The organism is Buttiauxella sp. B2 (assembly GCF_006376615.1).
Taxonomy (GTDB): domain Bacteria; phylum Pseudomonadota; class Gammaproteobacteria; order Enterobacterales; family Enterobacteriaceae; genus Buttiauxella.
The window spans coordinates 1-11325 of sequence record NZ_VEXQ01000045.1; the positions used below are offsets into that span (position 1 = coordinate 1).

Annotated in this window: 10 protein-coding genes and 2 pseudogenes; 9 read left to right on the forward strand and 3 right to left on the reverse strand. The window is 55.7% G+C overall.

What is annotated here, in order from left to right; translation table 11 throughout:
- Positions 1-828 precede the first annotated feature (828 nt).
- Both FH968_RS22885 and FH968_RS22890 read right to left on the reverse strand, forming a co-directional pair.
- Positions 829-1155, reverse strand: coding sequence for a type II toxin-antitoxin system RelE/ParE family toxin (locus tag FH968_RS22885; protein WP_139883683.1), 327 nt, complete (start codon positions 1153-1155; stop codon positions 829-831).
- Entirely contained in the window at positions 1155-1382 is a 228-nt protein-coding gene (locus FH968_RS22890; RefSeq protein WP_139883685.1) for a type II toxin-antitoxin system Phd/YefM family antitoxin, read from the reverse strand. The genes FH968_RS22885 and FH968_RS22890 overlap by 1 nt, the downstream gene beginning before the upstream one ends.
- A gap of 244 nt (positions 1383-1626) precedes the next feature.
- Between FH968_RS22890 and FH968_RS22895 the strand changes: the two are divergent.
- Together FH968_RS22895 and dinQ are read left to right on the forward strand one after the other, a co-directional pair.
- Positions 1627-1794, forward strand: a pseudogene (locus FH968_RS22895) (helix-turn-helix domain-containing protein); the annotation flags it as partial.
- 501 nt (positions 1795-2295) lie between these two features.
- Entirely contained in the window at positions 2296-2376 is an 81-nt protein-coding gene (dinQ, locus tag FH968_RS24240) for a damage-inducible type I toxin DinQ (RefSeq protein WP_370451556.1), read from the forward strand.
- A 73-nt stretch (positions 2377-2449) separates the two neighbouring features.
- Here the strand turns inward: dinQ and umuC are convergent, their stop codons facing one another.
- The gene (umuC, locus tag FH968_RS22900; protein ID WP_139883689.1) at positions 2450-3643 is read right to left on the reverse strand and encodes a translesion error-prone DNA polymerase V subunit UmuC; all 1194 of its coding nucleotides are present in this window, start codon (positions 3641-3643) and stop codon (positions 2450-2452) included.
- On the opposite strand from umuC, the gene FH968_RS22905 reads away from it, so the two are divergent.
- The 7 genes and pseudogenes from FH968_RS22905 to FH968_RS23995 all read left to right on the forward strand — a co-directional run.
- Positions 3558-7610, forward strand: a complete 4053-nt coding sequence (locus FH968_RS22905) for an AAA family ATPase (RefSeq protein ID WP_139883691.1) — start codon at positions 3558-3560, stop codon at positions 7608-7610. The genes umuC and FH968_RS22905 overlap by 86 nt on opposite strands.
- Positions 7611-7701: 91 nt before the next feature.
- Entirely contained in the window at positions 7702-7887 is a 186-nt protein-coding gene (locus tag FH968_RS22910; protein WP_139883693.1) for a hypothetical protein, read from the forward strand.
- Positions 7874-8428 (forward strand): phospholipase D family protein, encoded by a 555-nt coding sequence (locus FH968_RS22915; protein ID WP_139883695.1) that lies wholly within the window; start codon positions 7874-7876, stop codon positions 8426-8428. The genes FH968_RS22910 and FH968_RS22915 overlap by 14 nt, the downstream gene beginning before the upstream one ends.
- Positions 8429-8560: 132 nt before the next feature.
- Positions 8561-8815: a replication regulatory protein RepA gene (locus tag FH968_RS22920; protein ID WP_139883697.1), complete on the forward strand. Its 255-nt coding sequence runs from the start codon at positions 8561-8563 to the stop codon at positions 8813-8815.
- Between the two features lie 238 nt (positions 8816-9053).
- On the forward strand, positions 9054-9125 hold the full coding sequence (gene tap / locus FH968_RS22930) for a RepA leader peptide Tap (protein ID WP_139883700.1): 72 nt from the start codon (positions 9054-9056) through the stop codon (positions 9123-9125).
- The gene (locus FH968_RS22935) at positions 9118-10215 is read left to right on the forward strand and encodes a Replication protein (RefSeq protein ID WP_370451555.1); all 1098 of its coding nucleotides are present in this window, start codon (positions 9118-9120) and stop codon (positions 10213-10215) included. Before tap ends, FH968_RS22935 begins: the two co-directional genes overlap by 8 nt.
- A gap of 1002 nt (positions 10216-11217) precedes the next feature.
- Positions 11218-11325: pseudogene (locus tag FH968_RS23995) on the forward strand (DUF2913 family protein); the annotation flags it as partial.

Below are 11325 nucleotides of genomic sequence, written 5' to 3' on the forward strand. Positions count from 1 at the left end.
GCAGCAGACTGATTTCAGGGGCGAGTAAATATTTCGGCAGACCTGCGCCGAGGTGTGCGGCGTAATCGCGCATTGTCCGGGCAGCATTGAGGGACAGCGAACCGCCAGCGGGAACGACGGCACCACTGTGTAAATTCTGCAACATCGCCGGGGGTAAGTGACTCAATTTTTAACGCTCCGCATCCTCAAAAAAATCACTGACGCCGCCGGGCAGTCAGCCCGGTGTTGTCCAGCCGTGGGCCCACCGGGGAAAAATTTCCCGGCAGTTTCCCGGCTTCGTTAAACGCCGTGATCTGATCTGTGATTCTATTGTAGTGGTTAATCTGGTCAGGTCAGCGCCGCCGCTTGTCTACACGTGTAGACAAAACCGGAACGCGCCGGGTAACGGCCAGCACCCTGAAAAGCCTGGTCCGGGGATGACCACATTCCCCGGACACCGCGCCGCCGTTAATTATGACGTAACGGGGCAGACAGGCCGAGTGCATTAAATCCGATCACCAAAATTAAAATTGGACATTTTTTCCGATACTGTCGTTTTGCCTGGTACAAAAAACGGCTTTCCGGTCGCAATGGGGCTGGGCGGGGTGCGAGCTGACGGCGTGACACACAACATAGGGTAGCCGTCACCGTTGACGGGACACGACATGTTGATTATCCACAGATTCTGTGAGTAAAAATGGGAAAGAGTTGTATAACTGGACAGAATCACCTGAATGTCTAACTGGCGGGGGAATTAATACCAGTTAGTTGAGATCTGCCCGGCGTGATGTCGCCAGTGTCCCGGATGCAGCCCGGAAACGCGGGAAAAAAGGCGCACTTCCTTTACAATCAAACGCTAATTAGCCGTTTAAAGAGAAGATTCTGTATATCCTGCCTGTGGGAGAGTATTGCGTGCGCCGTTATTACATCATCCTCCACTGAGTACAATACTCTGTAGCCGTCAGGGGTGTTGCACTCACGATATTTAGCACAGCCTATCTTGAGTAACTCCGGGCAGACCTGACACCCAAGCGGAAAATCACTGACCTGTTTTTCGAAGTGCTCAACGATACCGCTGATAACTTCCTTTGGTTCTGCCTCGATACGGCGTAAGTGGCTGGCAATATCATCAATGCAGGTTTTGACGGTTCTGGTGTATTGAATGACAACCGCCATTATAGATCCGCCAGCAGTTGTTCTTTACTGAAGATGTTGCCGTCTGCCTTGTCTTGCTCTGAAAGCGTCAGCAACTTCAGCAGTGCAATCGCGTTCTGGCGCTCCTGTTGCGCGTCGTATGACTCAATGACATACGCCGGAACCCCATTCTGAGTAACCAGAATCGGTTCTTCCAGATCGAGTGATGCGGCATTTTTCTTCACGTAGCTGATGGTTTCAACTTTCATAACAACCTCACATAAATAAGAGGTTTAAATGTAGTCCGAATTTAGTCTTTTGACAACGGTTAAGTGGACAGAATTACCCGCATCTCCAGTGTCCAGGATGATTACTCGTTTCAGTCATTAAGGTGATACTGTTGTCGGTTGTGAGATCATAACCATGATTTACCAGGTGTGCCGTAAAGCCTCGTCCTTCAGGGCAGGGATATAAGGCACGGTTTTCTACCTAACTTCTGCCAAAATTCAACACATGAAACGATTGCAAGCCTTTAAATTCCAGTTAAGACCTGACGGTCAGCAGGAGCGCGATATGCGGCGCTTCGCCGGAGCATGTCGTTTTGTATTCAACAAATCACTGGCGTTGCAGAACGAAAACCATGAGGTGGGGAACAAATATATTTCCTACGCAAAAATCTCGCGCAGCGTCCTCGATATTACGTCAATTTCAGGGCTTGCACTTGGCTGAGTAGTTATTAGTATGGGTGTTAATACAGGAAGTTAGCGCTGACTGGCGAGTAGCATACGTAAAAAAACCCGACTGGTGAGATCGGGTTTAATTACATTCTCCTGTACAGAGTTGGTGCTCTGGCAGGAGGGAGTCACTCTTCAACTAACGTCTCTAATTATATGCTTCATGCTTTACCTGTCAATACTCAGTCAATACGCAAGACAGTGATGGCAGTTTTTGCATGTCCCGTTATATAATCAGGAGGTTAGCTCTGTTTTGTAGATCTCCTGCCCTTAAACCCGGCTTTAGCGGGTAGAAACGATTTGTAAGTCCTGGCTGAAAAACAGGTGGTGCTGTTTCAGTGCTCTGGCAGGAGGGAGTCACTCTTCAACTAACATTGAGAGAACCACAACAACAGGCAGTGTATGAGCACGTTGCGGTGATTTCCCTCCAGATAATCTGGAGAAACGCATGGGCGCTTATTTCGATAAAGCAATCATGGTTCTGGAAGCTGTTGTTACGCTTCTGAAATTGATCCGCTCTTTCCTCTGAAAGTAGTGGCTACGTAAGTAAGGCCGTGGGGTTAACCGCCCACGGCCTTTAATAAATATTGAACCTCAGTCTTTTATTTTATTATTGCTGTTGGGATTTCCTTCCAGTTAGTTGTATAAGCTGGCGACAACATATCTCGTTTCATTTTCCAGTCTTTGCCTATTCCTTGCCCGGCAAACCAGATTTTATTACCCGTGTGATTCAGTTTATCGACAACCTGCATCAGTGCGGCACTGTTCGCCCGTGGCGGTGTATCGTCGAAAAGGTCTATCTGACCGGCTTTCTCAGTGAAATCATTCAGCATTATCCCGGCTTTCTGATACCGGAAACCATCACGCCAGATCTGATCCAGCGCCCGGACGGCTGCGGCCACAATATCGCGAGTGTCCTGGGTGGCCAGCATCAGTTTCTGGCTGGCGCTGTTGCTGTAAGACGGCTCATTTGAAAACGGGCTGGTTCTCAGAAATACAGAAACATGGCGGCAATACCGGCGCTCTCCGCGCAGTTTTTCAGATGCCCATTCGGCATACTGACAAACCGCTTCGTGCATAGCCTGGTGGGTGGTGACTTTCTGGCCAAAACTGCGGCTACATATGATTTGCTCTTTGGCCGGGAGTTCCTCAACGGAAATACAAGAAATCCCGTTCAGTTCTCGGACGGTGCGCTCGACAGTCACGCCAAAGTTTTTACGGATAAATGGAAGGTGCGCGTCAGCCAGCTCCAGCGCAGTCTTTATCCCCATAGCATTAAGGCGGGTCGTCAGTTTGCGGCCAATGCCCCACACTTCATCAACCGGCAACAGGTTCAGCAATTTTCTTTGCCGGTGACGTTCGGTCAGCACTATCACGCCTTTTGTTGCTGGCCATGTCTTCGCTGCATGGTTAGCAAGTTTTGCCAGTGTCCGGGTTTGCGCAATTCCTATCCCACAGCCCAGTCCGGTATGCTGATAAACCGTGTTTTTCACTCGATGGCCAAAGTCTTCAAATGACTCGCTCGCATCGATGCCGGTCACGGTCAAAAAGGCTTCATCAATACTGTAAATGGTCAGTTCCGGGGCAAGGTTTTCCAGCACTGTGCACACTCTCGCGCTCATGTCGCCGTACAGCGCATAGTTCGAGCTGAAAACGGCGACGTTGTGGCGACCCCTGAACCAGCTGGACGCGCGGGAAAGTATTGCTGTCATGGCCCGTAAGGCGATGGATGAGGCGATTGAGCAACAAACCCTCATCCCGCTGGATAAAGAGAAAGGGATGTTCACCTCCGCCATTCACCTGCTCGATGAACTCAGCCTGCAGCAACTGGCCGGGCAGATGAAAGACAGCGTCACGGTGCCGGTACTGAATTCCGCCCCGGCCAGGGGGCGTCCGGTGATGCAGCAGATTGCCGCGCAGCGTCCCGCACTGGTCATCATTACGCAGCCCGGCGGCGCGGCTGCCCTGCGAGAAAACGTGGTCGGGGCCGTGGAGATGGCGCAGACGCAGGGGCGCTCCGCTATCGTTCTTGCCACCGACAAGGCTTCCGGGCGCTGGCTGGACAGCCAGGAGGGGCTTGCCGGGAAGGTCATTCGCCTGTCTGACCTGGCGCAAACCCCACTGGCCCCCGGCAGCACGCTGGTCGTGGCCGGCGCTGAGAAGCTTGCTGTACGCGATGCACTGAGCGTGATGGATGCGTCATTACGCGGCGGTGTTCAGGTGATGATGCTGGACAGCGGCGGACGGGGTGGTACCGGCAATGCCCTGCAGACGCTGGAAGCGGCGGGTATTCCGCGCCACCCCTCAGCTCCCGACCGGCGCGTGGATGTCAGTATTCGCAGCGTGCCGGACAAACGTGAGCGTTATGCGGCCCTTGCGCAGGATTATGCCCGGCTACGTGAGCACGGTGAGGTGGTGGTGGCCCAGGTCAGTGGTGAGCGGGAGATAAACGCGCTCACCACCGATATTCGCAGCGCACTGCGCGAGCACGGTCAGCTGGCGGAAAAATCGGTCACCGTCAGCACACTGGTGCCGCAGTGGCTGGACAGTAAAAATCGCCGGCAACTGGATACCTACCAGGAAGGTATGGTGATGGAGCAGCGTACGGAGAATTCTAGCGTCCCCGCGCGTTACACCGTGGACCGGGTCAGTCCGGCCACGCGCACGCTGACCCTGCGGGATGGGCAGGGCGGGATGCAGAGCCTTAAGCTCAGCGCGCTGGACAGCTGCTGGAGTCTGTATCGTCCGGAGACGGTGGAGGTGGCGGCCGGGGAACAACTGACGTGGCTTGCCCGGCAGGGTAAATATCGGGCAGGTGACACTGTCACGGTAACAAAGGTCCATCAGCGTGCCATCGAGGCAGAAATTAACGGTCGCACGCAGATGATACACACCGACGAACCGCTGAAAGCCGGCTATGGCTATGTCACCACCCCGGGTGCCCGGATGAGCGAGCGTGGAGTCGTGCTGGCGGCCGTGTCGGGCAGCAACACCCGTGCTCCGGTGCTGAACACCCTGGCGCGCAGCGGTGAGCAGGTGAACATGTATACGCCGCTGTCACAGGATGAGGCTACCCGCAAACTGGCGCGTTCACCGCTTTATCGTACCGCACTGGAGCAGGTCAACCCGCAGGGGCAGGCGCTGGATACTGCGCTGAACAGCGCCCGTGACAACCTGATGAGTACGGGAGAGAAAGCCGTGCGACAGGCGGTGACCCTGGCGCAGGGCAGTGAGGTGATATTCAGCCGCCCGGACGTGATGGCCAGGGCACTGCCTTTGCACCCGCAGATAACAAAAGCCCATGTCGATGCGGCGTTATCCGCGCAAATTAAAGCCGGTGAGCTTATCGCGGTCCCGGGTGTAAAAGGGGCGGCGCAGCAGTTGTTTATCACCGCCGCCTCGTATGACGCCGAAAAGCGCCTGATACAGCTGGTTGCGCAGGGGCTGGACACGCAGGCACCGCTGCTGCGCAATGCGGACCCTGCGTTGTTCACCGGGCTGACCGCCGGGCAGCAGGCGGCGGCTATGCTGATGCTGGAAAGCTCTGACCGCTTTATCGGTATTCAGGGGTATGCCGGGGTGGGGAAAACCACGCAGCTGAAAAGTGTCATTGCCGCCCTGGATACCCTGCCGGCCGACCAGAAACCTGAGGTGGTGGGACTGGCACCGACACACCGTGCGGTCGGGGAAATGAATGAGGTCGGCGTGAAATCGCAGACGCTGGCCCGTTTCCTGATGGACACCGAACGGCGCATGCAGGGCGGTGAAAGGCCGGACTTCAGTAAAACGCTGTTTCTGGTTGATGAAAGCTCAATGGTGGGCAACCTGGATTTTGCTGATGCGATGAGCCGGATTGCCGCCGGTGGCGGGCGGGCGGTGCTCAGCGGCGACCGTGACCAGTTGTTGTCGGTGAGCAGTGGGGCGCCGTTCTCCCTGATGCAGTCCCGTAGTGCGCTGGACACCGCCATCATGAAAGACATTGTGCGCCAGACACCGGCGCTGAAGCCGGCCGTCTACGCCCTGATTGAGCGTCAGGTGCCGGCAGCCCTTGAAACGGTGCGCGCTCAGACCCCGGATATCGTCCCCCGGACGGAGGGGCGGTGGTCACCGGTAGCGTCCGTTATGGAAATAAAACAGACCCGTGAACAGCGTGAGCAGGAGGGTGACCGGGTTATTCAGGCCATTGTGACGGATTTCACCGGGCGCACCCCTGACGCCCGGGCACAGACGCTGATTGTCACCCAGACCAATGACGATAAAAACGCCATCAATCGGGGTGTCCATGATGCGCTCAGCGCGCGGGGAGAGCTGGGGCGCAGCACCACGGTTTCCATTCTGGACCGGGTCAAAACGCAGCCTGACAGGCTGAAGTCTGTGGCAGGAATGGCGGAGCAGGCGGGCAATATTGCCCTGATTAACGACCGGTATTACACCATTCGTGCCGGACAGGACAGCCAGAAAAATGGCTATGTCGAACTGGTTGATGACCGGGGGCAGGCGCAGGTATTGTCGGCCTTTGAGAGCAGTCTGCGCGACGTGGCGGTGTTCTCACCCCGGAATATCACCGTCTCGGTTGGTGAGAAAATCAGTTTCTCCCGCGCGGATAAAGAGCGTGGGCGGGAGGCGAACAGTCACTGGACGGTGTCAGCCCTGACCCGTGATGGTGACGTCCATCTCAGCCGGGGCGATGATACGCGCGTGCTGAATCCGGGTGACGAGATGGCTGACCGGCATATTGATTATGGCTACGCCGGGACGGCGCACAAAGCACAGGGGGCGAGCGAGAAATTTGTGGTCATGCTGGCCGGAGTGAGCAGCGGACGTCAGGCGCTGGCGACCCTGCGTGACGCCTATGTGGCCTTGTCCCGCGCGAAAGAGCATGTGCAGATTTACAGCGATGACCTGAGCAAATGGGAGAGCAACCTCTCCCGCTCAGAAGACCGGAAGACGGCTCACGACATCCTGCATGTCGACGCAGACCGCCAGGCGGCAGCCGCACAGGGATTATGGGATAACGCGAAAGTGCCCGAAGACACGGCGCTGGGGCGTGCCCTGGTCCGTGAGTTCGGGAATACCGGCGAGGCCCGGTTTGTGAATGGCACGCACAAATACCCCGCCCCGCATCTGGCCTGGCCGGTCTTTAACGATGCCGGCAAGCTGCAGGCACTGCTCCTGAGCGAGGTCTGGCTGGGGAGTGAAGGGACACTGGATGGCATCAGCCCGTCAACCCGGCGCTTTGGCAGTGAAACCGGCACGAACATCGTGGTGAGGCGCAGTGAGAATGGTGTCACACAGATGGTCACCACGCTTCAGGAAGGTCGTGAGCTGGCGGCATCGATGCCAGAAATGGGTGTGGTGGTGGTCAGTGGTGAGAGGCCTGCGGACCGTATCTTACGCAGCCTGACCGGCGGGATACCATTGCCGGTCGCAGAGGCTACAGCGCCTGCCGGCAACCCGACGACCACGGACATTCCCGACCCGCTCAGCCAGAAAACCCCTGAAGAGCAGGCGGTCGATAAAGCCATTCGCGATGAAGCGCGGGAGAGGGCGAATAAAGACGAGGGTATCCGGATACCGGAGCCGTCACGGGATGCGACAGAAAAAGAAAGCGCCCGTGAAATCGTCCGCGAAACGGAGCGGGAGCAACGTCTGCAGGAGAAAGACATCCACGACGCCACAGCCCTGCAGAAACAGCACAACCAGCAGGAACAACTGCGCCAGCTGGAGCGTGAAATAGTGAAAGAAAAAATCCCCGGGGAGTGACCAGTGTCATTCGTCCGACCTGACTGTGCCGGTGCGTTCTGCTGACCGGCCCACCGCCCCTGACGGGGAAATACGCCTGAAGGAAAACACAATGAAAAATCACTATCCGGTCACCGGGTGGCTGGCAACCGCGCTCGTCGCGGGTCTGACCGGTGGCCTGTTGTCGGGCCATTCCGTGCCGGGGTTCGGGCTTGTGTCTCAGGGCAAAATAAACCTGACGGAAGAGGCGTTCTGGTCGGCCCTTCAGCCGCAGGACGATAACCATGCTACTGATTAATCGCGTGTCTGTCCGCCGTTGGGGGGTGCCAGGGCTGCTTTGTCTGGCACTGTCTGCGCCCGTACCGGGCGTTTGTGCAGCGTCTGTTGAGACCGGTTTTTCTCCGGAAGGGACTGCGCTGCAGCTGGTACTTAAGACCATAGTGTCCGCGCGGAAGGAAATTCGACTGATGGGCTATTCGTTCACCTCCCCGGAGGTGGTGACGGCGCTGATGGCTGCGCACCGTCGCGGAGTCGATGTGAAAGTTGTGCTCGACGAAAGGGGCAACCACGGCAAAAGCAGTGTGGCGGCCATCAATCTGCTGCTCAATGCGGGCATCCCGGTCAGGCTGAACGGACACTACAAGATCCAGCACGATAAGATCGTGGTAACCGACAGGGACAATGTGGAAACCGGCTCGTTTAATTTCAGCCGGGCGGCTGCGCGATCAAATTCAGAAAACGTCCTGGTCCTGCGAGATATGCCGGAGGTGGCCAGTCAGTACCTGGCGCACTGGCAAAGGCGCTGGGAGGAGGGGCGCCCCGCGACCAAATCGTATTAATTGGTTTTTCCTTCAGCCATACGAGGTTCACGCGCCAACGTGAATCATCTTTCGACACAAAGTGAGTCGCTGACAGAGGAAAACTGTTGTATTCTCAGCTCAATGATCCTTTTTTGATCCTTGGGGGACGAGATGTCACAGGCTGTTCATGCAGAGACTTCCTCATTGAAAGCGAAGCGTCCATACCGTAAGGGTAACCCTATGACTGATTCTGAAAAGCAATTAGCCTCGGTTGCCAGAAAGCGTTTAACTCACAAAGAACTAAAAGTTTTTGTGCGTAACACCCTCAAAGACCAGATGGTCGAAGTTTGCGAAGAGAAAGGTATAACACAAGCTCAGTTTATTGAGAGCTTATTGGAGCAGGAGCTTTCTCTCTGTAAAAAGTAAGGTAATGCCTTTACTTTCTTGCCTGCGCGAGTTTCGGGTGCTAGATTACTGACAGTTCAGAGAATTTTCTGGTGGGTCACGCCGTAAGGTGGCAGGGAAAGGCGAAGGTATGACGTTTAACCGGAGCCGGAAAAACAAAAACCCCGATAATCTTTTCTTAGTTTGGCGACGGAGAAAGATTAGCGGGGCCCTTTAAAACTGCATAGAAGCTGTTGCTCTATGCAGGGAGTATAGAATTATGCCCAGAAAAATTCAAGACCTTCTGTGTTTACTCCTTCCGTGCAACATAAGCGCAGGAAGGGGTGACTGATCCTGCATTCGATCAGGCAGTGCCTGAACACCCTTTAGCCCGGTCTTCCCGGCGTGGTCAGTCCAATGCCCTGCGGCGTGGTCAATCCAAAATTCACCGGCGTTATACGCCTCAGTTGTGTTGCTCCGTGCCCCGTGGCATAGCGGCTCGCGTCGTTGCGCGCCTTAAGAGCCATGACTGGCATCGCAATCATGATCTGATTGCGCTGCGCCGTAACGGGTATGTCCCGTACGGCAAACGTAATCACCCGGACTATCAGCCCAAACCTATGCGTGTTTCAGCCCGCTCTGAAAGCTGTGAAGCCCTGACCGGGCTGTCGCTGGCGCTGGCGGCTAACTGCGATTACAACCCGGACAGTGACTACCCGTTCGAAATTATGGCCCCGTTTGAACAGATTGCCGCCGCGATGGGTATGCTGCATGTCTACGAAAACGGGCGTAAAGCGTATGACAGTCCACTCCACGCGTTGTCCGTACAGGAGCAACTCGGCTATGTTATTGCGATGCACGGGCGTGATACTGACACCGGACAGAACAAGCCACTGCGACTGTGGCTGTCAGAAAAATTCTTCACCTCACGCGGTATCGCGGTGGAAGAAATCCGTCAGTGGCTCGGACAGTTCCGCACCTGGGCCATCCGTAACGGCCTGACCGAATCCCTGCGTAAAAGATATGAACGCCATCTGCTGCGCGTTGAGCGCATCGGTATTGACCTGAAAGATAAACACTCCCTGCGCAACCGTCTGAAGCAAATCAAACGCTGGGTGGTCAGCCCGGAGCTGGCCGGGAAAAAACAGGCCAAAGTCTCGATGCTGGAGCAGGGGCTGGACACCCTTGCTCAACAGGACAGTGAACGGCTGGACACGCTACTGGATGGCTCTGCCAGCAATCTGCGCTCACTGGCGCGCGCTAAATCACGTCGTCAGAACCCGTACTACCAGGCCTGGGTGGCGTGGTCGAACAAGACCATGCGTCACGAGGTTGTGGCGCTGGAGTCAGCCCTGCGTCAGGAACACCCCGGTCTGCTGCACGCCAGTCCGGAAACGTATTACCGGCTGCTGCTTGAGCGGGCCGGCATCATACTACCGTAATCTTTCCCGTTTTCTTCTTACCGTGCCCAGGCACGGTTTTCGTACTGGCTTCGTTCAGTAAATCACGGTTTTCCTGCACATCCCGAGACCGGAGAATACCCTGTAAATGTGCTCAGATGGCTATTGGGTGCTCAGATGACCAGCGGTGATTCAGTTTTTAACCCATTAACTTCGGCATTATAAAGTTAGTTTCGGAAAGTAATATTAGTTTCGGAGAACAAACAGAGAATAAGGTTAATTCCGAACGTTGTTTCTGAACAAAATAAGCCCTTTAAAAAGGGAGTCTCTTTCGTGCCGCAAAAGCAGCACGTAAAAGTAGCTCCCTCCACTGCGTTACGGGCAAAAACCTTTGCAGCCCTCGTGTCTGTCAGGCACAAAATGAAGGTAGCTCCCGCCGCTACGCGACAGGCCCCGCGAGTCCACCTGTTTAGTTACAACACTCAGTATTCCTTCGGCAGAAATTCACCGTGCACACCTGCCGCTATCTCACCTCGCCCCACCACTGAAAAGCGAGACCGCCCCGGCCCAAAGGGCCGGAACAGCGTCGCTTTTCATAATGGATGTTGTAACTAGCTTTTGAGTGGCTGTCAGAGGTGTTGCGGTAAGAAACGTGTACACGCCCGTAAGCGCCCTGACAGGGCGCCAACGCGGAGATACGCCACAGCTTCGCTGTGACCACTCCGACAGCGTACAGACAGTTCTTCGTGGCTGTCAGCGGGTCTGGCTTATCAGCGTAGGGGGGCCGATAGATGAAACCTTTTGTTCCCGGGCGGCTGCGCCGCGCTTTCGTCGCCGGCAGCCTGTCGTGCAACATATCCGTCAGGCTGGCGACTTTATGCGCGTTGCGCATCAGGACAAAAAACATTACCCTGCCAGAATACGTATCGGGAAATCACTGATAAACATCAGGTTAACTATATACAGAGACATCAGACAGGGAGCGTCATTCTGGATACCGCCGCACTGACAGAGAAAAGTGGCCACCTGGCCTGGTGTGCCCTGATGGCCCTGCATCTGGCCCGCCAGGACGGAAATGTGATATCAGCCTCGCAGGAAAGCCTGTTCATCACCCGCTGGCTGGCCACGGCGTTAAAGCAAAGACGTTTTGCC

Bases quoted from the DNA above. Each gene is read 5' to 3' on its own strand.
- FH968_RS22885 (WP_139883683.1), bottom strand. From the start codon at position 1,155: ATGGCGGTTGTCATTCAATACACCAGAACCGTCAAAACCTGCATTGAT.
- FH968_RS22890 (WP_139883685.1), bottom strand. From the start codon at position 1,382: ATGAAAGTTGAAACCATCAGCTACGTGAAGAAAAATGCCGCATCACTC.
- dinQ (WP_370451556.1), top strand. From the start codon at position 2,296: ATGGGCGCTTATTTCGATAAAGCAATCATGGTTCTGGAAGCTGTTGTT.
- FH968_RS22905 (WP_139883691.1), top strand. From the start codon at position 3,558: ATGGCCCGTAAGGCGATGGATGAGGCGATTGAGCAACAAACCCTCATC.
- umuC (WP_139883689.1), bottom strand. From the start codon at position 3,643: ATGGCGGAGGTGAACATCCCTTTCTCTTTATCCAGCGGGATGAGGGTT.
- FH968_RS22910 (WP_139883693.1), top strand. From the start codon at position 7,702: ATGAAAAATCACTATCCGGTCACCGGGTGGCTGGCAACCGCGCTCGTC.
- FH968_RS22915 (WP_139883695.1), top strand. From the start codon at position 7,874: ATGCTACTGATTAATCGCGTGTCTGTCCGCCGTTGGGGGGTGCCAGGG.
- FH968_RS22920 (WP_139883697.1), top strand. From the start codon at position 8,561: ATGTCACAGGCTGTTCATGCAGAGACTTCCTCATTGAAAGCGAAGCGT.